At 68.9% G+C, this 24,761-nt stretch carries 22 protein-coding genes and 1 tRNA gene; 9 read left to right on the forward strand and 14 right to left on the reverse strand.

Features of this window, described 5'->3' with window-relative positions:
* Window positions 1–18 precede the first annotated feature (18 nt).
* The 11 genes from ACIBMZ_RS23735 to ACIBMZ_RS23785 all read right to left on the reverse strand — a co-directional run bounded on the left by ACIBMZ_RS23735 (window position 19) and on the right by ACIBMZ_RS23785 (window position 10,656).
* The gene (locus ACIBMZ_RS23735; RefSeq protein ID WP_396697268.1) at window positions 19–2,463 is read right to left on the reverse strand and encodes a Helicase associated domain protein; all 2,445 of its coding nucleotides are present in this window, start codon (window positions 2,461–2,463) and stop codon (window positions 19–21) included.
* Window positions 2,460–2,702, reverse strand: a complete 243-nt coding sequence (locus tag ACIBMZ_RS23740) for a hypothetical protein (RefSeq protein WP_396697270.1) — start codon at window positions 2,700–2,702, stop codon at window positions 2,460–2,462. Before ACIBMZ_RS23740 ends, ACIBMZ_RS23735 begins: the two co-directional genes overlap by 4 nt.
* Window positions 2,703–2,773: 71 nt before the next feature.
* Window positions 2,774–3,418 carry a GNAT family N-acetyltransferase gene (locus ACIBMZ_RS23745; protein WP_396697272.1) on the reverse strand — a complete coding sequence of 215 codons (645 nt, stop codon included), beginning with the start codon at window positions 3,416–3,418 and terminating at the stop codon, window positions 2,774–2,776.
* 158 nt (window positions 3,419–3,576) lie between these two features.
* Window positions 3,577–3,720 (reverse strand): hypothetical protein, encoded by a 144-nt coding sequence (locus ACIBMZ_RS23750; RefSeq protein ID WP_396697274.1) that lies wholly within the window; start codon window positions 3,718–3,720, stop codon window positions 3,577–3,579.
* 759 nt (window positions 3,721–4,479) lie between these two features.
* A complete protein-coding gene (locus ACIBMZ_RS23755; protein ID WP_396697276.1) occupies window positions 4,480–5,283 on the reverse strand; it encodes a class I SAM-dependent methyltransferase in 804 nt (267 codons plus the stop codon).
* Between the two features lie 103 nt (window positions 5,284–5,386).
* Window positions 5,387–6,589 (reverse strand): histidine decarboxylase, encoded by a 1,203-nt coding sequence (locus ACIBMZ_RS23760; protein ID WP_396697278.1) that lies wholly within the window; start codon window positions 6,587–6,589, stop codon window positions 5,387–5,389.
* A complete protein-coding gene (locus ACIBMZ_RS23765; protein WP_396697280.1) occupies window positions 6,586–7,260 on the reverse strand; it encodes a hypothetical protein in 675 nt (224 codons plus the stop codon). The genes ACIBMZ_RS23760 and ACIBMZ_RS23765 overlap by 4 nt, the downstream gene beginning before the upstream one ends.
* A 415-nt stretch (window positions 7,261–7,675) precedes the next feature.
* Window positions 7,676–9,127 (reverse strand): APC family permease, encoded by a 1,452-nt coding sequence (locus ACIBMZ_RS23770; RefSeq protein ID WP_396697282.1) that lies wholly within the window; start codon window positions 9,125–9,127, stop codon window positions 7,676–7,678.
* Window positions 9,124–9,354, reverse strand: coding sequence for a hypothetical protein (locus ACIBMZ_RS23775; RefSeq protein WP_396697284.1), 231 nt, complete (start codon window positions 9,352–9,354; stop codon window positions 9,124–9,126). Before ACIBMZ_RS23775 ends, ACIBMZ_RS23770 begins: the two co-directional genes overlap by 4 nt.
* 247 nt (window positions 9,355–9,601) lie before the next feature.
* Window positions 9,602–9,676: transfer RNA gene (locus tag ACIBMZ_RS23780), tRNA-Arg, on the reverse strand.
* 398 nt (window positions 9,677–10,074) lie between these two features.
* Complete coding sequence (locus tag ACIBMZ_RS23785) at window positions 10,075–10,656, reverse strand: AAA family ATPase (RefSeq protein ID WP_396697286.1); 582 nt, start codon at window positions 10,654–10,656, stop codon at window positions 10,075–10,077.
* A gap of 591 nt (window positions 10,657–11,247) precedes the next feature.
* Here ACIBMZ_RS23785 and fxlM point away from each other — a divergent pair.
* The 8 genes from fxlM (at window position 11,248) to ACIBMZ_RS23825 (ending at window position 20,663) form a co-directional block, all read left to right on the forward strand.
* The gene (gene fxlM, locus ACIBMZ_RS23790) at window positions 11,248–12,486 is read left to right on the forward strand and encodes a methyltransferase, FxLD system (protein WP_396697288.1); all 1,239 of its coding nucleotides are present in this window, start codon (window positions 11,248–11,250) and stop codon (window positions 12,484–12,486) included.
* A gap of 14 nt (window positions 12,487–12,500) precedes the next feature.
* Window positions 12,501–12,647 carry an FxLD family lanthipeptide gene (locus ACIBMZ_RS23795; protein WP_176093382.1) on the forward strand — a complete coding sequence of 49 codons (147 nt, stop codon included), beginning with the start codon at window positions 12,501–12,503 and terminating at the stop codon, window positions 12,645–12,647.
* A gap of 73 nt (window positions 12,648–12,720) precedes the next feature.
* Window positions 12,721–15,465: a lantibiotic dehydratase gene (locus ACIBMZ_RS23800; RefSeq protein ID WP_396697290.1), complete on the forward strand. Its 2,745-nt coding sequence runs from the start codon at window positions 12,721–12,723 to the stop codon at window positions 15,463–15,465.
* Entirely contained in the window at window positions 15,462–16,535 is a 1,074-nt protein-coding gene (locus ACIBMZ_RS23805) for a lanthionine synthetase C family protein (RefSeq protein ID WP_396697292.1), read from the forward strand. Before ACIBMZ_RS23800 ends, ACIBMZ_RS23805 begins: the two co-directional genes overlap by 4 nt.
* A 13-nt stretch (window positions 16,536–16,548) precedes the next feature.
* The gene (locus ACIBMZ_RS23810) at window positions 16,549–17,430 is read left to right on the forward strand and encodes a thiopeptide-type bacteriocin biosynthesis protein (protein ID WP_396697294.1); all 882 of its coding nucleotides are present in this window, start codon (window positions 16,549–16,551) and stop codon (window positions 17,428–17,430) included.
* Between the two features lie 21 nt (window positions 17,431–17,451).
* Window positions 17,452–19,008 carry a helix-turn-helix transcriptional regulator gene (locus tag ACIBMZ_RS23815; protein ID WP_396697296.1) on the forward strand — a complete coding sequence of 519 codons (1,557 nt, stop codon included), beginning with the start codon at window positions 17,452–17,454 and terminating at the stop codon, window positions 19,006–19,008.
* Window positions 19,009–19,087: 79 nt separating this feature from the next.
* Window positions 19,088–20,167, forward strand: a complete 1,080-nt coding sequence (locus ACIBMZ_RS23820; protein ID WP_396697508.1) for an asparaginase — start codon at window positions 19,088–19,090, stop codon at window positions 20,165–20,167.
* Entirely contained in the window at window positions 20,160–20,663 is a 504-nt protein-coding gene (locus ACIBMZ_RS23825; protein WP_396697298.1) for a PPC domain-containing DNA-binding protein, read from the forward strand. Before ACIBMZ_RS23820 ends, ACIBMZ_RS23825 begins: the two co-directional genes overlap by 8 nt.
* 79 nt (window positions 20,664–20,742) lie before the next feature.
* Here ACIBMZ_RS23825 and ACIBMZ_RS23830 read toward each other — a convergent pair whose 3' ends face one another.
* Window positions 20,743–21,444 carry a creatininase family protein gene (locus ACIBMZ_RS23830; RefSeq protein ID WP_396697300.1) on the reverse strand — a complete coding sequence of 234 codons (702 nt, stop codon included), beginning with the start codon at window positions 21,442–21,444 and terminating at the stop codon, window positions 20,743–20,745.
* Between the two features lie 305 nt (window positions 21,445–21,749).
* Between ACIBMZ_RS23830 and ACIBMZ_RS23835 the strand changes: the two genes are divergently transcribed.
* On the forward strand, window positions 21,750–22,424 hold the full coding sequence (locus ACIBMZ_RS23835; RefSeq protein ID WP_396697302.1) for a hypothetical protein: 675 nt from the start codon (window positions 21,750–21,752) through the stop codon (window positions 22,422–22,424).
* 98 nt (window positions 22,425–22,522) lie between these two features.
* Here the strand turns inward: ACIBMZ_RS23835 and ACIBMZ_RS23840 are convergent, their stop codons facing one another.
* Both ACIBMZ_RS23840 and ACIBMZ_RS23845 read right to left on the reverse strand, forming a co-directional pair.
* A complete protein-coding gene (locus ACIBMZ_RS23840; RefSeq protein ID WP_396697304.1) occupies window positions 22,523–23,230 on the reverse strand; it encodes a hypothetical protein in 708 nt (235 codons plus the stop codon).
* Between the two features lie 305 nt (window positions 23,231–23,535).
* On the reverse strand, window positions 23,536–24,684 hold the full coding sequence (locus ACIBMZ_RS23845; RefSeq protein ID WP_396697306.1) for a hypothetical protein: 1,149 nt from the start codon (window positions 24,682–24,684) through the stop codon (window positions 23,536–23,538).
* Window positions 24,685–24,761 lie beyond the last annotated feature (77 nt).

Here is a 24,761-nt window from a genome sequence, read left to right on the forward strand (position 1 = left end):
CGGGTTCAGGAGGCGTTCTCATCCGGTGGGCTGCACTGTTTGGGGGGCCAGGTCGGCTGGAGGTGACGGTGCCGCGCCAGGTGCTGTCGGGCGGGTGTCGCCGTGCGAGCGGCTGCTTCGGCTCGCGGTGACCTGCTGTACGCCGGTCCAGCCGCTGGGTATCTCCCAGTGCATGTCGATCGCGTCGAGGGCGGCGATCCTGTCCTGTGGGAGGGTGCCGTCGCGTCGTGCGGCGCGTTGGGCGTGGATCCACCGGGAGAGGTCGATGTCGCCTTCGCGGTGGCCTCGGGGTGGGTGCAGGTGTCCTTCGCGCTGATGGAAGGCGGTGGCGGTGATCAGGTTGCGTTCCCAGGTGGCGTCTCGGATGGACCACTGCATGCCGAGTGCTTCCAGGGCGCGGATGCGGTCGGTGGTGAGGCGTCCGAGTCGGTAATCGGTGCGTCGGGCGCCGAGCCAGTCGTAGAGGTTGATGCCGTCGATGAGCTGGCCGTACGGGACTCGGATGTGGCCGTGGGTGGCGTGGAAGTGGTGCAGGGCGGTGAAGCCGTCTTGGTAGGAGGGGCGGCGTTTGACGGTCCAGTCGATCCCGAGGTCGGTGAGGGCGGCGACCCGCTCGGCGGCGAGGGTGCCCTTGCGGTGATAGCCGCGTTGTTGCCCTAGCCAGAGGGCGAGGTCGAGTCCGTCGACCACATGTCCGGTGGGGACGTCCAGGTGGCCGTGTTCGGCGTGGAACGCGGTGGCGGCAGCGACGCCTCGCTCCCAGGCTCGCGTCGTGGGTGTCCAGTCGAAGCCGATCTCGGTCAAGGACTGGACCCGGTCCTGTGGAAGCCGTTGTGCCTGGTAGTCGGCTCGCTGGCGCGCGGCCCAGCGGTCCAGTCGCACGCCGTGGCGCACGTGGTCGACGGGAACTTTCAGGTGTCCGTGGTCCGCCTGGAACGCCTTCAGCGCGGCGTAGCCGACGAGCCACTCCGAGGTGGTCTCCTCCAACACCCGCACGGTGAGCGTGCGCAGCAGATCTTCGGAGGCGTAGCCCTCGGGTAGGCGGACGAGCAGACGCGGCGGTAGCGCCGCAGCGCCGGTCGCAAGGTTCGTGCGTTGCAGGTCGAGGTCCGCGGCCAGGCCGTTGTCGTGCGCGCGCAGCGCCCGCAGCACCTGCAACAGCGTGGTCCACTCGGCGAGGTCACCGGCGAGGTCACCGGCGGTCTCGTCTGGGTCGTCGGGCAGGAGAACCGGTAGCAGGATGGTGGCGATGCCGGATCCGGCAGGATTACGGCGCAGGGCGCGGCCGACGGCTTGGATGACGTCGGGCTCGGACTCTTTCGGCGCGGTGAAGACCACGGCGTCGACGGCGGGCACGTCGACGCCCTCGCTCAAGCACCGAGCGTTGGAGATCACCGTCCAACCGTCGGCGGGAGGGCCGGCGAGGTTGGCCAGGTGAAGCTGCCGCTGCGTCATCGTCTGGGTGCCGTCGACGTGTCCGACCGTCAGGCGGCCCTTGGGACGATCCTGCTCCGGCAGGGACGCCACCGCGGCCGGCAGGGTTCGGGAGAACTCCTGGGACTGCGCCACCCGTGGGGTGAACACCAGCACCCGACGGAGACCGAACTCTGCGGCGGCACGGATGAGGGCGTTCTGCACCACCGCGGTACGCAGCGGCGCCGCACCGGCCCGGACGACAGCGTGGGGGTCGAGCCGCCGCAGGGCCGCCAGCGCTTCTGCCGTGGTGACGCCGATCGCCAGGATGCGGTAGTCGTCGAGCCAGCCGTCAGCGATCGCTTTCGCGAACGGGTAGCTGTGGTGGACCGGCCCGAACACGTCCATGTCGTCCATCGACAGGACGTCTTCACCGTCGCGGCCGGCACGGCGTCGTGCGCTCAGCACCCGTGGCGTGGCGGTCATGTACAGCCGCCGTGTGGCAGGTAGGTGCTCGTCGCGGTGCACCAGCGCGACATGTTTGCCGGGCCATCCCGCCGTGTGGTGCGCCTCATCGATGACCAACAGATCGGCGACGGTGTCGGCTTTGTGAAGTCCTTCGCCCACTACACCGGCAGAGGCATGCGTGACCAGGATCAGCCGCATGCGCGTGCTCGGCGTGTGCCGCACCCAGTCGGTGATCTCCCTCGGCCGGGTGGTGACCGGACAGTGAAGGTCCGCCACCCGCACCGCCGCGTCGGCGACGGTGTCGTCGCTGCACACCGCGAGGACCTGCGCCCCCATGCCGGCGGCGGCCCACCCCGCCAGGGTCTGCGCCAGCAGCGGCAGCGACGGGCACGCCACGACCACCAGCCCGGCCGGGCACAGCCGCGCGGCGGCGTGTACCGCGACCAGCGATTTTCCGGTGCCGCACGCCGCCCGGAACTGGCCGCGACCACCGGTAAACTGTCCTCGCACGATCGCCTCGACAGCCTCCCGCTGATAGTCGCGAAGCGCTGGCAGCCGCTCGACCAGCCGTGCGCCCGTCACCTCAGTCCCTTCGTCAGTCGCAGGGCTGCGGTCGCCAGTCGGGCGATGATCATCATGATCTCGTGCAGGTACCAGCCCACCAGGCCGCAGACGATCAATACGGCGGCCGTGACGACGCCGCCGCGTGCCGGCGCGGGAAGATCCGGTGCCACCACATGCAGGGCGGTGGCGGCCCCCACATAGGTGACACCGCCGATGATCAACGAGATCGGCGTATGCACGAACACGATGACCACCATCAGATGCGCTACACGAATCACACGGCCAGCCGCCAACTCCGACCTCGCTGATTCCGGAAGCCTCACGGCCGTCACACGCCGTCGCGGGACGGCGCGGTGGACGACGTCAATGTGGCACCGGCCCGCGTCGTGGCGTCACGCTGCGCGCGGCGCCGCATCGGATACAGGGCCAGGCCGTCGGCGACCGTGATCGCGTTGCCGGGCTCATAACCATTGCGAGCGAGCAGGCGCTGCCCGGCCGCAAGCGTGACGGTCCAGCAGGGCATGGTCAGGTGATCGATGCGGCTGTGCACCTCCGCCATCAGTGCCTGGCCCCGCCCGGTCCCTTGAAACGGTGGGCGGACGGCGAGGTAGGCGAGGTGGTGGTGGGCCTCGTCGGGCGGAGCGGCAGCGAGCAGATCATGCAGCGTCACGAAGCGGTCGACGTGTGGGCCGGCGGCCTCGGCGAGACGCGCGGCGTAGTCGGCCGGAGGCGGCAGCGGACCGTACCGGCGCAAGCAGACGCTGACGGCGCTGAAGTCGTCGACGAGATGAACCTCGCCGTAAAACATGGCGTGCTCCACCCATATCGCGGCGACGGCGGCCAGGACACGGGCCCGCTGCGCGTCGTCGGGCACCAACCACACGGCGAGCGGGCTGGGACACAGCGCCTCGGCGATCACCTTTGCGGCTTCAGCCCTTTCGGTCCATCTGGCGGCCCGGATCCGGTACCCCACCTCGTTCTCCTTCTCTGTCGTCGGTCCGCCGGGAGACGGCGTGCTGGTGTGGGTGGCCGGCGGCAGCGCAACGGGGGCGGTCCGCTGCCGCCGGCCGGGAGACCAGCCGTCGCCTGCTGCTCGGGTCCAGGTGCGGCGGCTGGCCAGGTCGTCACCCCTCACCTGGCGGCGGGTGGTGTGGCGGTGTCGGTGGTGTGGCCTCGCGTCAGGATGAGCACGTGCGAGAACAGGCCCGGCTTGATGCCGCTGACGCGTTCGTGCGCGGCGAGCAACTCCCCCGTGCTCGGGTCGATGACCAGCACGGTCGTGGACCCCTCGGCGGTGACACGGAACGCCAGACCGGCGCGTGCGGCGAGGTCGTTGTCGGGCCGCCGTAGGTAATGCCGGGAATCCGTGCGAGCACACGTAGTGCCGTGGCCCGCTGGGCGTGGCTGAGGTGTTGGCTGGTGGCCAGGCCGATGACACCACCGGCGAGCAGTCTCGGGTAGGCGGGCTCGCCGACGAGCTCGGCTGGCACCAACAGCCTGGCCAACCGTGCCGGGTCGGCCGGGACCGGCTCGGAAAGGTACGGGTGCAGACCTCCCGCCCGGTGGCGGTGCGTGGTCGGGGCGGCGTGATCGAACAGGGACCGCTCACCGGGTCGGGGCTGGTGCTCCACACCCGCCAGGTCCGGCGCCCGCCGCATGACCTCACGGCCGGAACCGTCCGCGTGCCGCCACCGTCGGACGTCGCTGCGAACGATCCTGTTCGTCGCCCGAGCCCACGTTTGCAGGTGCAGGTAGGTGTAGGGCAGGCCGGTGGTGGCGTCGGCCGGTGTGCTGGCGAGGGTGTCGGCGAGGATGGTCAGCCGCTGCCCTGCGGTGAGCCCGACGTCGGTTGCCGCTGCCCTGGCGGGTGAGCTGGTCGGGGGCGATGCTGCGGCGGGTGTGCTGGTCGTGTCCGGTCGCGGGGCTGCGGCGGTGTCGGGCTGGCACGCGGCCAGCAGAAGAACGCCGCCGCCGAGGAGCATCGGCAAGAGGCGGCGGTGCGGGTAGGTCGGCGTCGTCATGGTGATCGCGTTCTCAGTCGGCTTCGCGGGCGTGGATGACCCGGGTCGTGTAGGAGGCCAGGAGCACGCGCGGATCGGCCATGAGGGCACCGAACCGATCGAGATCACTGTCGCTGAACTCGGTGGCCAGTTCGGGGCGTAGGTGGGTGGCGATGTCGGCGAGGAGCTGGCAACCGGGCCGGGTACCGGTCCAGGTCTCGGTGCCGACGTGGACGCAGTGCCGCGTCATGCCCCGGTTGACCAGCAGGGACTCGATGTTGCTCGTCCACGTGCCTGCCTCGTCGCTGCCGGCGATGGCGCGGCGGACCCGGTTCATGACGGCGGCGATCAGGTGGTCGTCGACGGCGTCCGGCGCCCGGTACACCTTCGGCGCGGAGGGCAGGATGTCGGCGAGGAGCAGCCAGCCGCCGGGGCGCAGTCGGGCGATCATCTGCTCCAACACGTCCACCGGGTCGCGTAGCGGCTGGGTGCTGCGACGGGCGACGACGTGGTCGTATCTGTCATATGTGTCGGGCAGGACGTCCCGGTCCAGGTCACGCTGTTGCACGTCGATGACGTTGGTCGGGCTGAGTCGGCTGGTGTCGGTGTCGACGGCGGTGACGATCCCGTGGTCGCCGACGAGGTGCGCCAGGTGGGCGGTGATCTCCCCGGGACCTGCACCGACTTCGAGCACGGACTGGTCGGGTCTGATGTCGATCCGGTCCAAGATTCTGCGGATGACCGGGTCGAGCAGTCGGTGAACCGGGGCAGGGCGTGCCGACAGCGGCGTGGGCGTCATAGGGGCCTCCGGAGGTTGGTCTGGTGATGCCGGCGGCATCGGTCATGCGGCGGTGTTCGTGGCGGTGGGATCCGGTCGACGAGTTGGGCGGCTTCGTCGATGGCCTGCCGCTGGTGAGGCAGGAGCGGTCCGCCGGTCGAGGTCAGGACGCGGTGGTGACCTCAGGTGTGTGCGGTGCGCGGGGACGCGGGATCGGTGTCCTGATGGCGGCGGTGAGGTCGGCGGTGAGTGCGTCGATCTGTGCGGTGGTGATGCCGGGCATGCAGATGAGGTGGCTGGCGGGTCCGTCGGTGGCCAGTAGCCACTTGACCCGGACGGTCTCGGGTGGGGTGGGGAGGACGACCGTGAAGGCGTGGGGGTACCGCCATGCCTGCCAGCCGGTGGCGCGGATCCGGTCGACGGCGTACGCGGCGACGGTGCGGGCTTCGGCGGCCCGCCATCGGTGTCCTTCGCGACCGTGGACGGCGATGGCGTGCCAGAGCAGGGCGGCGGCCAGGCCGCAGCGGGATCCGGTGACGGTGGTGTCGGCGGCGGCGGTGTAGGCGATCGGCTGTCGGGCCGGGTTGCGGACGTGGTCGCGGATCAGCACCACCCCGCACGGTGTGGGCACGCCGAGGAACTTGTGGCCGGACACGGCGATCGAGCCGATGCCGGCGGCATCACAGCGCAGCTTGCCGTCAAGGGCGAGTGGGATCCCGGACAGGGCCGCGTCGACGTGCAGGTGCCCGGCCATGGAGTAGTGGGTGAGGATGGCGCGGATGCGGGTGGTGTCGTCCACGGCTTCGGTCATCGTGGTGCCGGCGGTGGCGACCACGATGGCGGGCCACCGCCGTCGCTTGCGCAGTTGCTCGCCGAGGTGGTCGTAGTCCATCTCCCCGTCCGGATGCGCCCGCACCACGGCCTTGTAGGCGCCGAGCAGGTCGACGATCTTCGGGATGGAGTAGTGGGCGGCGGTGGAGTAGTAGATCCGGGCTGTCGGCCAGCGTCGGTAGGCGGCGGCCAGGGCGGACAGGTTGCCTTCGGTGCCGCCGGTGGTGACGTAGCCCCACCGGTCACCGGCCGGTATCCCGAACAGGTCCGCCATCCAGGCGACCACCGCCCGTTCCAGCACCCGGGTGTGCGCGACCCCGCCGGTGTCGGCGGGGTCGCCGATGTTGTTCCACAGCCGGTGCCCGAGGCGGGCGATGACCGCGCTGTGGTCGAGGTCGACCGCGCCCGGGTACCCGATGGCGGTCGGTGCCGTGGCTGCGGCGTCGGCGACGAGGTGGTCGAGGACCGAGGTGACGTCGATGTCATCGCGGCTCAGATCGGCGGCCACCGCCAGATCGGCGATCGAGGTGGTCACCGTGACCGCTCCCGGCGCAGTTGAGTGGTCAGGACCTCGTGCAGGGTGCCGAGGTGGTGCCACACCTGCCGGGTGTCGGCGTCGCCCTGGCTGGTGAGGTCGTGGTGCGGGTTGTGCCACAGCGGATCCCACCGCGCTTCCAGGGGTTTGCTGCTGCGCACGCCCGAGCTGCCGACACGGGCGTGCGGGTCACGATCGACCTTGATGGCCGTGCCGTCGACCAGCAGCGCATAGCACTCGCTTCTCAAGTCGAACGCCGACCGGACGGAGCCGGTCCCGGACGGGCTGCGCAGGGATCGGGCGAGTTGCTGCCACGACCCGTCGACGGAGTCGAGGGTGCTCACCCCGGCACCGACGTAGACCGCGTCGGCGGGCAGGGTCATGTCACCGCCGTTGACCATCGACCGTTCCGGACCCAGCGGATGCCACCACCGTCCCAGGGACCTGGCGTGGGAGATGTTGTCTACGGCGATGGCCGTCAGGTCCGCCAACAGGGCCACCAGGTGTTCCGACTCGGGAGCCGCCAGGAACATCCGGTAGGCGGTGTGCAGCCGGAACCCGTAAGGTTCCGTCGACGACGGCGCCGCGAAGAACAGCATCACCGCGTGCGGGCCGAGGGCCTCCCGCGTCCCGTATCGCTCGTCGGCGGCGAGCAGATGCCCCCGATTCACGCCCTTACACCGGTAGAGGACCTGGTGACGTAACTCCACCCACCACCGGCGGTCGGCGTCCGACTCACCCTCCGAGCCACCCTCCGCCATTTCCGCTGCCGTCGCCTGCGGCTCCGTTGCAGGCAGCTGCGGCTGGGGCGGTTCGGGCGGAGGTTCCGGAAGACGGTCGTAGGCGACCGACGGCGGCCCATACCCAGCTGGAGGCGGCGGCCCGTACCCAGGCCCAGGCGGCGGCCCGTACCCGGATGCGGGTGGCGGCCGGTAGTCGGGCCGAGGTCCGTGGTCGGCGGGCGGTCGGTGCGCGGCGGGCGAGGGCACCTGGCGGTACTCCGGGCTCCAGCCGGGATGCAGAGGGTCGACCGGGTGGCCGGGACGGCCGGGAGGTCGGTGCGCGTGAGTCATCATCGTCGGCCCGTCAGATCGAGATGTTCACGGCATCGGGCACCGCGTTCGGCTGCGGAGTACCGTCACCGATCCCCGCGTAGACCTCCGGCCGGGACTGCCGCACGTACTGGGCCCACATCCCGCCCGCGACCGCGGCGGCGATGATGATCGTGGGCAGCAGCAGCGGATACGGGGATCCGGGCGCGGCCCCCAGCAGACTCCCGACGTTCAGGATCATCGCGGCGAGCACCACCGTCCCCGCGACAAGGCCCAGCACCGGAGCGATCCGCCACTCCCACACGCCGGCCCGCTCACCCCGCACCTCGGGTGGGGCGAGCAGCGCGGCCAGGGACGCGGCCAGCAGCAGGCTCAGCAGACCCAACGCACCCAACGTCGACAGCCAGGTGAACATCTGCCCCACCGGGTCCGCGCCGGCCACCGCGAACCCCGCCACCACCACACCGGCGATGACCGTCTGCGTCAACGAGCCGCCACGCGGCGCACTGACCCGCGTGCCGCCCTCGGCCCCCGCGAGCCGGGCCGGCAGCACACCCTCCCGCGCCATCGCGAACACATACCGCGCGACCACAGCGTGAAAGGACAGCTTCGCGGTGAGGATCGCCAGAAGCAGCATCACTCCCGCCAGCGCCACCACCCCGCCACCGGCCCGGCTCAGGATCGTGAACGGCAGATCGCCGTCCACCGCAGCCGCCTCGCCGACGGCGGTGGGACCGACGGCCACGCCCATCGCCCACGCCGCCACCGCATACACCCCACCCAGAGCGAGCGCGCCGACGACCGAGGCCCGACCGACCGACCGCCGGTCGACGGCCTCCTCCACGAACGACCCCGGCGCGTCGACGCCCATCAGCGAGGCCACACAGAACGCCACCGCCCCGCCGATCCCACCGACCATCAACCCCGCCACGTCGAAGCCCGCCCACACGTCACCCGCCGACGCCTGCCCCACACCGGCCAGCACGAACACGGCGACGAACAGCAGCGACACCACCAACACGACCGCCAGCAACCACGTCGAGCGGACGATCGGCGCGCGACCGAACGCCGCGACCGCCACCAGGGCGATGCCCGCCCACACCCACCACACCCCACCGACCTGAGCCGCGAGAGTCGCACCGAGCAGCCCGTACAGGCTGATCTGGATCCCGTTGTAGGCCACCAGCGCGACCATGCCGCCGGCCACACCCCAACCACGACCCAGACCATGGGCGAGGATCCCGTAGTAGGCCGCCGGGTGCCCGACCTGACGCGCCATCGCCGTGTAACCCACCGCCAGTACCGCCACCACACCCGCGACCAGCACGTACGTCAGCGGCAGCGCGGTGATGCCTGTGGTCGCGTAGATCGCGGGGATACCACCGACCAGAACAACCAAGGGTGCGGACGCCTGCGCCCCGAACACCCACAACCCGAACGGCGTCACCGTCCGACGCGCCAACGCCACCTGCACTCCCGCCGTCACCGCAGCTCACCCCGCTCCGGAGAGTCGGGGCACGACGAGTTGCCGCAGCCGGACACCGGATGCCCGTTCACCGCGGACGCGTTGGCCGCCACCACGTACACCGCTGCGGGCCGCACCGGCCCGACCCGCCAGAAGCCCTGGTCACGGGCCACGGCACGGTCGGCCGTGTGCCGGTCGGCGGTGAACCCGAACAGGTCGTGGCGACCGTCGCGCCACTCCCGGCGCACCGCCCACCCCCACACCTCCTCACTCGATCCCGTTCCTCCGTCCGTCGGGGTGCGGGCCACGAGCTGCCGCTCCGACAACCCCGGTCCGGCATTCGGTCTGAGAAACATGAGTAGGTGGCGATGGCGATTACGGACGGGCTGCACGGCGGGTACTCCTTCGTCGTCGAGAGGGTGTGACAGGCGGTCCGGCATCGCCCCAGGGCTCGCACACGGACAGATGATCACCGCCGTGCTGCGAGCCCCGGGGCGGACCGGGCGGTGATCCGAACCCGCGTCGCCTCCGTCGGAGGCGACGGCGGCCTGGGCCGGTGCCGTCCGGCCCACGGCTGGTCGGATTCGCATCCCGCCTCCCCTGTGAGCAGGTGACGCGAACGAGGAATCGCGTCACCCGGCTGCGGTCGCGCCGACTCCACAGATGTCGGGTCACCTGTCGTCACCGAGTCGTCAACGCCGCAGCAGTCGATGTCGTCGGATCAGTTATGACGGGGACCGGGACTGTCGAACACCGTCGACACGAAGAATCGACACGCCGCCCGCTCTTCGACGGTCGTCACGCTCGCCAGGCGAGCAGCCGGCGGTCGCCCTCGGTAGTGAGGCGGCAGCTCACATGCCGTCTACGCTCGCTGAAGCCAGCTCAGACGGTCGGTGTCGCTGTCGGCGGCCAGCTGGATTTCCCGTGGACGGCCCGTTCCGAAGTTTTGCAAGGTAACCACGGGTAGCTCATCGCCCGGCGTTCACGAAGGCGACGATCTCATCGAGTCCAGGACGGTAGCCGTCGCTGGTGTCCACCTCGATCTCGGGCACGTCGAGCCGGACAGACTGGAAGCTGCGGTGACCGACGCCATGGGTCTGATGGTCACCGAGGTGCGCATCAGCGTGGGCACGCCGGATCGCGTTCTCGTCCTGCCGTCGCTGTACGCGGTCGAAGGCCGTCTGCGCGTCGACCCGGCAATGCACCACCCGAATGTCGGCGATACCGATCAATGCCTGCAGGCCGGGGCGCCAGAGGCGGTCCTGGAAGGCCGCCTCGGCGACTGTGGTGACACCTGCGGACAACAGCAGTTGCAGCACCTTGAAGAACGTGGGCAGAGTCCGAAGGCTCAGCTCGTCGCTCGGTGCGGCGATGAAGTCGCCGGCCGCGTGGACCATGCCCTCCTTGATCTCGTCCCGGCAGATCGCCGGGCAACCGATCCGCCCGGCGAGCAGGTGGGCGAGCGTCGTCTTGCCAGCCCCCGAAGGCCCGCTGATGACGACAAGGGTCGGCGTTGCTCCCACCACATCGTTATAGCTCGGCCGATGCACGACACGACACCGGTAGGGATCAGCTCTGAGTAGTCATCTACGGCCAGATATCTCCCCGCTACCTGGCCGCCAGCGGGGAGGTATCCCAACTGGCCACCAACATGTCGCCGAGCCCTGGTCGTCTCCGCGGCCGGCGGTTGCGCACGAGCTCAGTGTCTCCGCATGCGGCCCTTTGAACACCGCCACGACGCCACGCTGGATCCCGTTCAACCAGATGTAGAGGTCGCCGGATCGAGCCGGTGCGGGCTGGCCAGGACTGCTACTGCCCAGCAGGCATGCTCGCGGCCGGTGTCGAAATTCCGTGTCGAGGGTGTTCGACACCGGTGCGTCAGCGTTCAGTGGTGAGCACGACCGGCACGAAGCCGTTCTCCTCGCCATCCGCACATTGATCGGAGGACGTGATCTACACAGATCACCGCACTTCGAGCCATGAACGTGTACGACCGGCGTTCAGGCGTCGAGTGGCGATGCGGCCCTTGTGCTCCGGTGAAGGTGCGTCTTCCGAAGCTTGCTCGCGTACGTGGACTGCTGCCGAAGAAGAGCGGCCGTGTGAACTGGGGCGGCGTGATGGATAGGGAGAGTGACAGGTCCATGAGTATCGACACGGTGAGCAGTCAGAGGTTGCGTGAGGCGATGGTCGACCAGCTGGTCGCCGATCACGAGGCCAAGGGACTGGTGATGCGGCCTGAGGTGCAGGCGGCGCTGCGGGTGGTGCCTCGGGAGCTGTACACGCCGGGTGTGTCGTTGGTGGAGGCGTATTGCAGCGACAGCGCCGTCATCACTAAGAAGCGTGGTGACGAGACCGTCAGTTCGGTGTCGGCGCCGTGGTTGATCGCGGAGATGCTCGATCAGGCGGCGGATGCCCTTGAGGGTGGTCTGGCGGGCCGGCATGTGTTGGAGATCGGGTCGGGTGGCTACAACGCGTCGTTGCTGCGGGAGTTGGTGGGGCCGTCGGGTTCGGTCACGACGGTGGACATCGATCCAGAGGTGACCGAGCGGGCCGTGGCGTGTCTGGCTGCGGCGGGGTACAGCGATGTGACGGTGGTCTGCGCCGACGCCGAGCAGCCGGTCACCTCGGACCGCAGATTCGACCTGATCATCGTGACGGTCGGTGCGTGGGATGTGCCTCCGGCGTGGATCGCCCATCTGGCGGAGGGCGGCGTGCTGGTAGCACCGGTGCGGACGTTCGGGATGACCCGGTCGTGGGCGTTGCGGCGCGACGGTGATCGGCTGGTCAGTCGCAGCGACCGGTTGTGTGGGTTCGTGGCGATGCAGGGTGCCGGCGCGCACGAGGTGCGCTACGTCGACATCGCGCAGGGGGTCCACCTGCGGCTGGACGAGGGTCAGCAGGTCGACGCGACCTCGGTCGGTGGGCTGTTGGCGTTGCCGCGGGAGCAGGCGTGGGCCGGGGCGAGTCTGCCGCCTCGTACCGTCCTGGCTGATCTGGATCTGTGGCTGGCGGCCCGTCTTCGCGATGAGGTGGACGAGGTGATGGTGTTGACGGCGCAGCAGGACGCCGTGGACGCCGGTGTCGTGGCCCCGGCGTGGCGGTTCGGTACACCCGCCGCCCTGCACGGGGGCACGTTCGTGTACCGGTCGGCGCTGCGGTGGAGCGGCGACGTGTTCGACGTCGGCGCGTGTGCGCATGGGCCGGACGCGGCCGTGTGGGCGGCGCGGATGGTGGCGCAGATGCGCGCATGGGTGGACGCCGGCGAGCCGTCTGCGGTGCTGAGCGTTCTGCCCGCAGGTACTCCCGACGGCGACGTGCCGGCCGGGACGGTGCTGGACAAGCGGCACAGCCGCATGGTCCTCACCTTCACCCCCGCATAGGAAGGGAAACGCGAGTGGAGAACACGGAACTCGACGAGCTGGACCTGGACATCACGCTGGTGGACTCCGGGCCCGCCGCCGGCGGGTACGCCACCAGCACCGACGACGGCTGCGGCTCGGGTAACACCGGCTCGAACGCCTGCTCCGGCGGCGGCAAGTAACCAACCCTCCACACCCACTCTCGGGGCCCGGCGTCCGCCGACGCCGGGCCCTGCCCTGTCTCGGTGGTGCATCGTGTTCTCCACTCCTGGTGCGGCGTTGATCAGAGTCGCCGCGTACCCGGACGGCCTGGTCCTGCCGGCCTGGCCCGACCTGACCTCGCCCCGGCCTGCGCAGTGGCAGCGGTGGTTGGCCACGGTGTGGGCGGTGCCGGGGTTCGCGGCGGCTGTCGCCGGTGCCACGCCGCGGTTGGCCGCGCAGATCAGTCGGGCCGTCGCCGGTGAGCCGGTGTCGGAGGAGCGGTTGCGGCGTCTGGTGGAGTCGACGGTGCGGTATCTGCTGCGGTGGACCACCCGTGCGACACCGTTCGGCACCTTCGCGGGGGTGGCGCCGGTGGAGTTCGGTCACCGGGCGGCGGTGCGCTGGGGTGAGGCGCACCGGTCGGTGGCGTCTGCTGACGGGCAGGCGATCGCGGAACACACCGTGCGTGCGGAGCGGGATCTGACGGTGCTTCGTCGGGTGGCGGTGGTGACGAACGCGGTGGGGTACCGGCGAGGTGGGGTGTGGGTGCTGCCCTGTGCCCGCAGCGACGGCGAGCGCCGGTGGGACATCGAGGTCCGGCTGACGGATGTGGTGCGGGCGGTAGTGGAAGGGGCGGCCGGTCCGGTCGGGTTCGGCGTTCTTGCCGCCCGCGTCGCCGAGTCGCTGTTCCTCGGTGTGGACGAGGTGGAGCGGACGGTCGCGTCGCTGGTCCGGGCGGGGGTGCTGCTGTCGGCGGTGCGTCCGGCGATGACCGTCACCGACCCGGCGGCCCACCTGGCCCGGCACCTTCCGATGCCTGATCCTGGGGACCGGGTCGCGGTGGACCTGCGGGTCGACGTGGCGGTGACGCTGCCACCTGCGGTGCGACGGGAAGCGGCCCGTGCCGCGTCGACGCTGGTAGCGGTGGCACCGCAGCTGCCGGGCTGGGCGGAGTACCACCGGGCGTTCATCGCGCGGTGGGGCCCGGGTGCGGCAGTGCCGGTCCGCGACGTGCTGACCGTGCTGGGCTTCCCCGCCGGGTACCGGGGATCCACCCGCCGCGTACCTGCGGTGCTCACCGCCCGCGACCGGCTACTGGGGCAGGTCGCTCAGCAGTCGGCGCTCACCGGCGGCGCGGAGGTGGTCCTCGACGACGAGCTGATCGGTCAGCTCCGGGCAGACGATGAGCGGCCGCCTGTCCCGCACACCGAGGTCAGGTTCACTCTCGCCGCCGCGACCCTCGCAGATGTGGACCGGGGTGCGTTCACGATGACGGTGCTCAGCGGCGCCCGGCATGCCGGGGTGTCCGCAGGCCGGTTCCTGGACCTGCTCACCCCCGCCGAACGGGCCGCGTTCCAGCACGTCTACCAGAATCTGCCGACCGCGTTGCCGGATGCGGACATCGTGCAGCTGTCCGGGCCGCCCCTGGACGCGCGGCTGATCTCGGTCGCCCGGACACCGGCGATGCTGCCCGTCCTGCCCGTCGGTGACTTCCATCCGGACCCGCCGGTCACGGTCGCGGACCTGGCGGTGGCCGGCGACGGCCACCGACTGTGGCTGGTCCGGGCGGCGACTGGCCGGCCGGTCGAGGCGCTGCTGTGCAACAGCGTGCTGCTGCCCGGGCTGCAGCAGCCGCTGATGCGGTTCCTGACCGAGATCGGGACGGCATGGACCGCGCCGTGCAGCAGATTCGACTGGGGCCACGCCAGCGGGCTGCCGTTCCTACCCCGCGTGCGGCGCGGACGCAGCATCCTGCATCCCGCCCGCTGGATCGTCGACCGCGCCGCCCTTCCCCGTGACGTGCCCTGGCCGCAGTGGCGCGACGCCTGGCAGCGATACCGCGAGGTCTACCGGCTACCCGAGCAGATCCTGGTCGGCGACGACGACGTCCAGCTGCGCCTCGACCTGGACGAGGAGGCGCACCTGGCGGTGCTGCGGCAGCAGATCGACCGGCACCGCCGCACCACCGTCACCGAGGCGCCGGGCCCCGCCGGGTGGATCGGCGGCAGGCCCGCCGAACTCCTCCTCACCCTCACCCGCACCCAGCCGCAACTCGCCGACCGGCCGCCTCGACCGGCCCGCACCGCGGCCACCGTGGTGCATCGGCCCGGGCCATCGCCGTGGCTGGAGACGCGGCTGTACGGGCGGGCCGACGACATCCTGCACGACCTCGCCGGCCGAGTCGACAGCCTCCTGCCGGCGGGGTGGTGGTTCCTGCGCTATCCCGACCCCGAACCACACCTGCGGCTGCGCATCCCCCTGCACCACGCCGACTTCACCAGCACCGTCAGCAGCCTCGCCGAGTGGACGCAACACCTGGAACACGACGGTGTCCTGCACGACTACACCCTGCACAGCTACCGGCCGGAGACCCGCCACGGCACCGAGCCCACCCTCGCCGCCGCCGAGCGGGTGTTCGCCGCGGACTCCCACACCGTCCTGCACCGGTTGGCCGGCGACCGTCAGGCCACCACCGCCGCCGGCATGATCGCCATCGCCGACGCCTTCACCCGCGACGGACCACGATGGCTCGCCGTACACCTGCCCCACCACAGCGGCCCACGACTTTCACCCGCGCAGCTCGCCCACGCCCGCACACCACTCCGTGACGACGCCCTGGACGCGGCGCTGGCCACCTACCGACGGTTGGCCGCCGCCGACGGTCTGCACCTCGACCACGTGCTGGCCGACCTGCTGCACCTGCACCACGCCCGCATGATCGGCGTCGACACCGCCTCCGAACGCCACTGCCTGCGCCTGGCCCGCACCATCGCCCGCACCCACCAGGCCACCACATGAACCCCGGACAGTCCCTCGCCGACGGCGCAGCCGGCATTGCCCTCCTGCACCTGGAAACCGGCGACTGGCCCGCCGCGTACGCCGCCCTACGCACCGCCACCAGCCACGGCGTCAGCATCGCCGCCGGAGCCAGCCTCTTCTACGGCGCTCCCGCGCTCGCCTTCGTCCTCGCCACCAGCGACCAGCCCGCCCTCGCCCGCGCCCGCGCGGTCGCCGCCGACGGCACCGCCACCGTCACCCGCCGACGACTGCACGCCGCACACCGCCGCATCGACTCCCACCAACAGCCCCACTACGCCGAGTACGACCTCATCCGGGGACTGACCGGCCTCGGCGTCGCCCTGCGCCGCCTCGGCGATACCGACCTGCTGCGCCACGTCCTGGACTACCTCGTCCGGCTCACCGAACCCGTCCACAACCTTCCCGGCTGGTGGTGCACCAACAGCCCCGACCGCCACCAACCACCACCGGCCGGAGGACACGCCAACCACGGCCTCGCCCACGGCATCACCGGCCCCCTCGCCCTGCTCGCCCTCACCCACAAAGACGGCATCACCGTCGACGGACACTCGACCGCGATCCGCACCATCTGCCGCTGGCTCGACACCTGGCAGCAGCACACCGACGGCAAAACCTGGTGGCCGCAAACCATCACCCTCGACGACCTGCACCACGCCACACCCACCCAGCAGCAGCCGCTGCGCCCGTCGTGGTGCTACGGCACCCCCGGCATCGCCCGCGCCCAACAACTGGCCGCCCTCGCCCTCGACGACACCCGCCGCCGATACCTCGCCGAAACCGCGTTCACCACCTGCGTCACCGACCCCGCGCAACTCCGCCGGCTCACCGACCGCAGCCTGTGCCACGGCACCGCAGGGCTCCTCACCACCGCACGACGCATCACCGCCGACGCCCTCACCCCGACGCCACTCACCCACCTGACACACCTGCACCACCACACCGCCCCCGGCACCGAGGAGGCCACCGGCCTCCTCGACGGCACCACCGGCTCCCACCTCGCCACCACCGCCACCACCACCGGCTGGGACGCCTGCCTCCTCCTCAGCTGACGAAAGGCACGTCATGAACGAGATCGCCTGGAAACAGGTGAACATCCACTACCCCGGCCACAGCCGCCGTGAGCGTGAACAGCAGGCAGTTCCTCATCTCCGCCGGGTGCTGCCCACCGCCGAGACCGCCGGCTTGATCAGCGCGTGGTGGTTCATCCGCAAAGGACCCTGGCGCATCCGCTACCTACCCACCCCAGCGCACCACTGGCCCGAGGATCCCTTACACCGTCTGCTCACCGACGGAGTCGTCTGGACCAGCGACATCTACGAGCCCGAGACGCACGCATTCGGCGGCCCCGACGCGATGGACGCAGCCCACACGCTGTTCCACCACGACAGCCGACACCTCCTCACCTACCTCCACGACCGTCCCACCGACCGGCGCGAACACTCACTCATCCTCTGCACCGCACTCATGCGCGCCGCAGGACTCGACCTCAACGAACAAGGCGACGTTTGGGCACGAGTCACCCAACGACGCGCCGAGCACCTCAGCCACCGGCCCGCGCCCGACCCGGACAGGTGGAAGGCATTCACCGACAAGGTCCACTACCTGCTACTCGGCTCGACTCGCGCCCCCAGCAACTGGCACACCGGGTTCGAGAGCACCGGCACCACCCTTCGGGGGCTACGCGACACAGGCAGGCTCACCCGAGGACTACGCGCGGTCATCGTGGAACACCTGATCTTCCACTGGAACCGAATCGGGATACCTGCCGCAGCCCAAGCCACCCTCGCGCAAGCAGCCACGGAAGCCATCTTCGGCCACGCCGACGTGTGGCTGCCAGGCAGCCGTGGTACCGGACAACAGTCGAGTCCGCCGATATCGTCAGCTGACGTCAAGTCGGCATGCGATGCCGCTCCTCAGCGGAGCGAAATCAGACGGACCAGCTGACCGCGGGGAAAGGCCAATGTCATGATCGACCCGCAACAGCTTCACGACGCGAAACACGCGCTCGGCAGGGAGCTACGCGAACGACGCGCAGCGTGTGGTCTTATGCAGAAGGACATCGCACGGAAGGTGCACAGCACCCGCAGCACGGTGGCGAACGTGGAGGCCGGCCGGCAGGTGGTCGACCGGGTCTTCTGGCAGCAGTGCGACACACTTCTGAACGCCGAGGGCCGCCTACTCACTGCCTACGACGCATACCGCCAGCTTGAGTCGGAATATCAGCGGGAACGGTCCGAGACGGCGATGCGGGTCCGCTGGGGTGCAGCCGCCGAGACGGCACTGGATCGTGCCACGTCTCATGCCGGCCTCGCGTCAGCTCGCCACCGGGCCGTCGCCGCCCATTCACCGGGCGGTGATCTTGCATCGACGATCGCCGCTGCGCTGGGCTCGGCAACCCGGGAGCCCCGGGTAGAACGCACCCTTGCCGCGCCGGGTGGACGGTACTTTCCCGGCGTGCCTATCGACGTCGAGGTGTACCCCGCCGTCGACGACGGCCGGATCATCGCCACGATTCCCAGGACCGATGCCGAGCGGCAGTGGCGACGCCCGCTACAGCGTCGGCTCGTCGCCGGACAGATCACCACGTCCGCCAGCAACCGCCTATTCGCTCTGGACTCCCGCCAGGCGTCCCAACGGCTGGTCGATGTCGATGACGGTGTTCGCCTGCTCATCCCCCGCGTGTACCAGCTCGACGCGATCACCGCAGCGGTGCTGTGGGCCGTGGCGAACCTGGACCAGTCGCTCCTGCTTGACGACGCCCGCCTCGACGCCGCCCGCACCGCCATAGCCGAGTACAGCCGCCTGACCCGGTCGGCTGTCAGCGGTGATGTCGGACCAGACCTGGAGACCGTGTCACGGATGTGGCTCGGCTCGGCGTTCTGCGCCGACCACATCAGCCGCCAATCCGCCGACCTCACCGAGATCCCCACCTACTGGACCCGGGAACAGACCGGCGAAGAGGCCAGCACCTGGCTGCTGTTCGGCCACAAACTGCGGTACCTGGAATCCACCGCAGCACGGTTCACCACCAGCTCCCAGCAGGCGACGAGAATCTTCTGCGTCCCCCAGGCCGCCGTGGAAGCATCGACAGAGTCAGAACAGATCCTTCTGCTGCTGGCGGTCGCGCTGATGGAGTCCTTCGGCATCGACGTCGCGATCACCGACGAATCCGAGTACGCCGCGCTGCCCGGCCTCGCCCTCACCTCACGCCGCGCGATCGTCGCCACGTGGATCCGCGCGGACGGAGTGTGGCACGTCGACGTCACCGGCCAACGATCCGCGCTAGCCGAGTACCGCGATGCCGCCGGGCACGCATGTGCTCACTCTGTCATCGCCGCCGACACCTCCGCCTCGCGGCTGAACGCCCTCGCCGACTACCTGAACCTCAACTGGACCTGGCTGCGAACCCGGTGCGCCGAGCTCGGTGACTACGGTCTGGCCGGGTTGGCCGAGCCGCGCAGCCGGCTGCTGTCCCTCGACGGCGCCGATCGGGCGTGTCGCTTCGTCGGCTCCCTGCCGTAATAAGCTCCCGCCACCATCACGATCGCCGCAGGACAGCACAGTCTTCGTCACTGCGGCGGCGCGCCCTGAAAGGAGCCCGGTGTCCTCAACCTCAACCGCACCCCCGCCACGGGTCGTGGTGTTCGGGCTCGGCGGCACCATCGCCATGACCAGCAGCACCGGCGGCGCCGTGAGCCCCGCTCTCTCCACCCAGCAACTCGTCGACGCCGTCCCCGGGCTCGCCGACGCCGGAATCGACATCGAAGTGGTGGACTTTCGGCGCCGTCCCGGCGCGTCCCTCACCATTACCGACATCACCGAACTCACCGCCGCCGCAACCGATGCGCTCGCCAACGGCGCGAACGGTGTCGTAGTCACCCAGGGCACCGACACGATCGAGGAGACCGCCTACCTGCTCGACCTACTCCACCACCGGCCCGAACCTCTTGTGGTCACCGGCGCGATGCGTAACCCCACCCTCGCCGGCGCCGATGGACCCGCCAACATCCTCTCCGCCATCCACACCGCCGCATCGACACACGCACGAGAACAGGGCTGCCTCGTCGTCTTCGCCGACGAAGTCCACGCCGCCCGATGGGTCACCAAAACCCACTCCACCAGCGGCGACACCTTCCGCTCCCTGGACACCGGCCCCCTCGGCTACGTACTCGAAGGCACCCTACGGATGCTGACCCGAGTCCCCCACCGCCTTACCCTCCCCCCACCGCACCTCGCCGAACACGCCCGTGTCGGCCTACACACGGTCACCCTCGACGACGATCCCACCGTCCTCGACGCCATCGGCGCCCGCGTCGATGGCCTCGTCATCGCCGGCTTCGGCGTCGGCCACGTCCCCGAACCCCTCGTCGACACCCTCGGCACCCTCGCCGGACGAATCCCCGTCGTCCTCGCCTCCCGCGCCCCAGCCGGACCGACCCTCACCCGCACCTACGGCTTCCCCGGCTCCGAACAGGACCTCATCACACGCGGCCTCATCCCCGCCGGCTGGCTGCACCCCTACAAAGCCCGCATCCTGCTACGCGCCCTCCTCAACGCCACAGCAAACCCACAGGACATCGCCACGGCGATCACCACCGCAGGTGGACTCACCGCTCCCACCGCCTGGCCCTGGCCCATCACCGACAACCAGCCGACGGAAACGAGCACGACGGATGCATAGCCACGACCTCACCCCCGGCCGCATGATCGGCGTCGTCTTCGACCACGGCGACGACTTCTTCACCGCCCTCACCAACGCCTGCCGCACCCACCGCATCAAGCAGGGCTACATCCCGATGTTCATCGCCGGCCTGTCCACCGCGAAGATCGTCGGCACCTGCCAACGACTCGACAACCCCGACGCCCCCGTCTGGTCACACGTCGACCTCACCAACATCGAAGCCCTCGGCGGCGGCACCATCGCCTGGGACGACACCACCCAAACAATCAAACCCCACATCCACATCACCGTCGGCCTAAAGGAACACAGCGCCACCGCCCACACCAGCCACCTCCTGGACGCCACCGTCCAATTCCTCACCGAAATGCTCATCATCGAAATCCGCTCACCCGCGATGCACCGAGTCCCGAACCCCGACCTGCACGACGTGCCACAACTACGCTTCGACAGCGCCGGTCCCAGCCCGATACGACCTCGGCCAACGCAGCACCCGTAACCTCGCGGCCGAAATTGCTGGCGGCCACGCCATCCACCTACGCGAGCGGCCAGTCCCGGGCTCGATCTGTCTCGAAGGGCTATCTGAGCAGCGCGAGGCTCGTTGCGAAAGAGCTGGTCAGGCTCTCCAGGACTGCCTTTCCCTTGGCGGCCGTAGCAGCGGATGGTTTGCCGATGACTCCGGTGTCGGTGTAGCCGCGCATCCCGAGTACGAGCAGATCCGGGCGGTCCGCAAGGTGGTCGGCGGTCTGGTATCCGGGCCGGACGAGTTCGGGGCACAGGTGTAGTAGCAGCGAGGTTTCGATCTCCCCCGCGTGCATGTCGTCGTGACTTGTGCTGCTCAGCTCGGCGTGCTGGCGGGCGGTCTCCCAGTCCTGCCGCCTCGGGTACAGGGCCATGTGGCGTCCGGCGACGTTCGCCTCCTGCACGACGTTGGACAGCACGTAGTTCCCGCCGTGACCGTTGACCACGACCAGGCGGTCGACGCCAGCCTGGCTCAGTGACTCCACGACGTCGGTAACGATGCGGGTCAGGGTGGAGGAGCGGATACTCACCGAGCCGGGCCATCCCGTGTGCTCCTGCGAGCAACTGATCGTCACCGGGGGCAGCAGCAGCAACTCGTAGGCGGTTGCGGCAGCTTGTGCGATCGCGCAGGCCACGATGGTGTCCGTCATCAGAGGAAGGTGGTCGCCGTGCTGCTCGAAACTGCCCACCGGCAGTACGGCGACATCCGCAGCCCGGTTCGCCTCGTCCATGGTCGTCGCTCCAAAGATCAAGCCCATGATCAGAGTTTGACCGTGGACTCGACGAGGGAGAAGGCGTTACGGAACTCAGTCACGTCGGCAGATGTCGTCGGGCCTACGAGTCGGAGATGCACCTGGCGCAGCGAACGCATCGCCCTCGCCGAAGCCGTCGCGGCGGCGAGGGTCACCACCATCATCAAGGCACCGATCGCGGCCTGACATCGGCACGGCCATACATCGCCTCCGTTAGGCTCCGCAGCGAGCGGCTTGCGGCAGATCAGTACGCGGACCGAGCCGAGAGACGCACGACGAGGGATGTCCTACCTGGATTGTATCGTGCCAGCATGGCGAAAGTAGGCGATTGGGTGGGGGACCTTGGCCACCTCATGCTCGCGGATACGGCGTTGAGCGAGCTGCTGATCGACATGCTTCGAATGCTCGATTACGGCCACCTATCGTCGATGCCGAAGCCACCAGACTCTGGGCTCACCACTAAACAAGCGGCTAAGCAAGCGCTCAAGTTTCAGGAGAAGTACCCGCACCTGTTGCCCGACCGCGCCAGCGAATGGTTGCTCGAAGTGCTCACGGCAGCCGACGAGCGCAATGAGCTGACGCATGCAGTCGCGTTGAATCGCTGCAACAGGTGCGGAACGGCCACTCTCTTTCAGCATCCGCGGACCGGAAAGTACATCGATCGGAGCAACGAGGCAGTACAGGCGCTCACAGTAAGGCTGCTGGACCTGCGCGAGGCTGGCGACGAGATCGCGGTGCAGATCGCCAAGCTTGTAAACAAATACATCCTCCTTGGGGCGATGCTACTGGCGGACGACACCGGCGAAACGGTAGTGCCCGAAACAGTCCACCCGCACATCGTCAAACATACCTGTGGCGACTGCACGGGAGACGGCCGCGCCACGGCGTCGATCGTTCTTCAAGTGGGTAGCGTCGAGGTTAAGCCGATGGGGTTGGCCAAGGCGCTCCTGGAGGACAGCGGAACAGACGACGGGAAAAACGCGTGAGTACCGGGGCACTTCGGCGGGATTGCGCACGTAGTGCGGCAGTTGAGTTCAGCAAGACTCCAATAATGGCCGCTTTCCTAATCCTTTCGCGCGCTGCATCAGCTGTCAGCTGACTTAATAGCTCGATCCTTCAGGATGCGCCATCCTACGGGAACGCCATCGTCACTGATACGCGGATTTGGGGACGGCAGTTGCTGTTCCTCGATTCGCACCACGTAGCGGTGCCACCCCGACCCTGTTTGATACCTCGCCAACCAAAGTTCCGCCGAGCCCAGTGGTTGGCCAAGATCTCGCCGTGCCCGACCTCGAAACCAGACGTCCGAGATGCCGGGAGGGAGTACAATGTCATCGACGTGCTCAATTGATCCGTCTGCATAAGAATCCGACAGTCGATAGAAGTAATGGGCGCCTCCCGAGTGGCCCCGCGAAAAAAGGAAGAGATGCCGTTCATCTGCCGGATGGGCTCGGAGCTTATCGAGGTTATCGCGGGCCCAGCCTTCCGCAAGCATCTCGGCACACACCTGAGCGAGTTCGTTCCAGCGCAAGGCGATCGATCCGCTCTCGATCTGGGGACGCCCCGCCTTCTTCGCTCGTGCCCACTCGCGCATTAGGCTCGTGGCCGGAGGTGAAGTTACCTCGACGATGCCCCGGCGCCTCTGCTCATCGGGGTATACCCAAGAACCGTCCGGCTTTCTGTTACCGGCGCCGGCATCCGCGAGTTTGATGTCGACGCCGAGCACCTGCTCTAGCGCCAGAAAGGCGATCTCTTCTTCACGGCTTGTCTTCGCTCCGGCCACGTTGCTCATGGGGTTGGAGAGTAGCCGGGTTCGGGCGGCGCGGGCACGCTCGGGACAGTCCGCGTGGATTGGAATCGCAGAGAGCCCTCGGACCTCGCAATGCACCTTGTTGGCTAGCTTGTCGGGCTGACGTGACCGGCTTGCGTGTTGGTCGGTGTCTGACTTCACGATGAGCGGATGTCTGGTCTTGACGTCGACCAGGCAGGTTGGTTCGGGTGGACTGCGGTCCCTGCTGCCGTACTACGTCACGCGTGCGGTTTCGAGTTTGGCGTTGCGCACGGACGGCGGCGCTTCGTGCGTTCCAGCGACGAGATTCATGCAGTCGGAGGTGGCCGCAGCAGTCCGGCAAAGCCGACACCGCCGTCCGGAGGTGTCAACAACCATTCAGTTAGCTGATCGTTAATTAGAGCCAGGGATCGGCTGACGAGGGCGTCGACGTCTGCGTATCCCTGCCCAGACGCGTAGTGCATGATAACGCCCTCAAGGGGATGGTCTGCCGTGAATACTTTTGGTGGGACGTCGGAAAGTCCCAAGTGGACAAGCCCGTTTCGAAGGGACCGCAAGCGGAGCACCTCAGCCAACCCGGGATCATCGAGCAGAGACTCCAATCGCGCGAAGCTCGCTTTGTCTAGAGATGGGGTATTGTTGAGCTTTGCGAGTGACCGCACGGCATGATGTACGACGACGAGCCGGTGTTTGAACGCCGCAAAACCGCAATCGCCGCAGCATCTGGAAGTGGCGACGCTCGCGGCCGTGGCGACAGCGTTCTGAAGCAGGAGTAGGAGTGGGACGTATCGTTCGGGCACGTCTCCTGAAAACGCTTGCAAATAGCATTCTTTTGAGTCACCGTCACCCCAGACCCAGGCCGAATCCAGTTCGCCTGCTGGCGCGCTGTGCTTGGCCTCGGCGAGGCCGAGCGCACTGACCATTTGGCCGATACCCACGGCGAGGTCGTGAACGACCCGTCCCGCCGCCTGAATATTGTTGGGTCCAGGGATCTGGTTCCCCGAATGGAAAGCGAGGCTGATGCTGGTCGCCACCGGAATCTGGCGCACGCTCAGCACAGCAAGGTCGGGATTATGAATTCCAAGGAGTCTAGCCAAGCGCCGACGCCTGCCCTCTCGAAAGGAAGCCCGTGTTGCGTCTGCGAGCAAGCGGATGTCCCCCGCCAACTTCTCAATGTCGCGACGGTTGTCGTCGAAGAACTTACCACGTGTGCGCGATGCAGCGGCTAGCGCTGGATCCCATAGGAGGTCCGGCATGGCAATTCCAAGCTGCCGCGTGCAAAAGGCATGTGCCTCGAAAGCAACCAAAACAGCATGCTGAAGGAAGACGAGCCCTCGTTCGACGACGCTTCCTCCGATGGCCGCGCACACGTATCCTAGGTCAGCTCGTGCGATCAGCAGGCCAAGCTGTGCGGACGCTTCGACCTCAGCCCTTGCTTTATTCACAGCACTACTCATGCGCCTCATCCTGCCACCGCACGAAATCCATGGCCATCACACGCTTTCGTTGCCGGGGCCGCGCCATCGACCGGCAC

It is taken from the genome of Micromonospora sp. NPDC049900, from assembly GCF_044461025.1.
GTDB lineage: Bacteria > Actinomycetota > Actinomycetes > Mycobacteriales > Micromonosporaceae > Micromonospora.

Coding starts and splice junctions, on each gene's coding strand:
- ACIBMZ_RS23810 (WP_396697294.1), top strand. CDS start 16,549: ATGAACGAGATCGCCTGGAAACAGGTGAACATCCACTACCCCGGCCAC.
- ACIBMZ_RS23815 (WP_396697296.1), top strand. CDS start 17,452: ATGATCGACCCGCAACAGCTTCACGACGCGAAACACGCGCTCGGCAGG.
- fxlM (WP_396697288.1), top strand. CDS start 11,248: ATGAGTATCGACACGGTGAGCAGTCAGAGGTTGCGTGAGGCGATGGTC.
- ACIBMZ_RS23840 (WP_396697304.1), bottom strand. CDS start 23,230: ATGAGCAACGTGGCCGGAGCGAAGACAAGCCGTGAAGAAGAGATCGCC.
- ACIBMZ_RS23835 (WP_396697302.1), top strand. CDS start 21,750: ATGGCGAAAGTAGGCGATTGGGTGGGGGACCTTGGCCACCTCATGCTC.
- ACIBMZ_RS23755 (WP_396697276.1), bottom strand. CDS start 5,283: ATGCCGCCGGCATCACCAGACCAACCTCCGGAGGCCCCTATGACGCCC.
- ACIBMZ_RS23740 (WP_396697270.1), bottom strand. CDS start 2,702: ATGGTGGTCATCGTGTTCGTGCATACGCCGATCTCGTTGATCATCGGC.
- ACIBMZ_RS23805 (WP_396697292.1), top strand. CDS start 15,462: ATGAACCCCGGACAGTCCCTCGCCGACGGCGCAGCCGGCATTGCCCTC.
- ACIBMZ_RS23830 (WP_396697300.1), bottom strand. CDS start 21,444: ATGGGCTTGATCTTTGGAGCGACGACCATGGACGAGGCGAACCGGGCT.
- ACIBMZ_RS23825 (WP_396697298.1), top strand. CDS start 20,160: ATGCATAGCCACGACCTCACCCCCGGCCGCATGATCGGCGTCGTCTTC.
- ACIBMZ_RS23845 (WP_396697306.1), bottom strand. CDS start 24,684: ATGAGTAGTGCTGTGAATAAAGCAAGGGCTGAGGTCGAAGCGTCCGCA.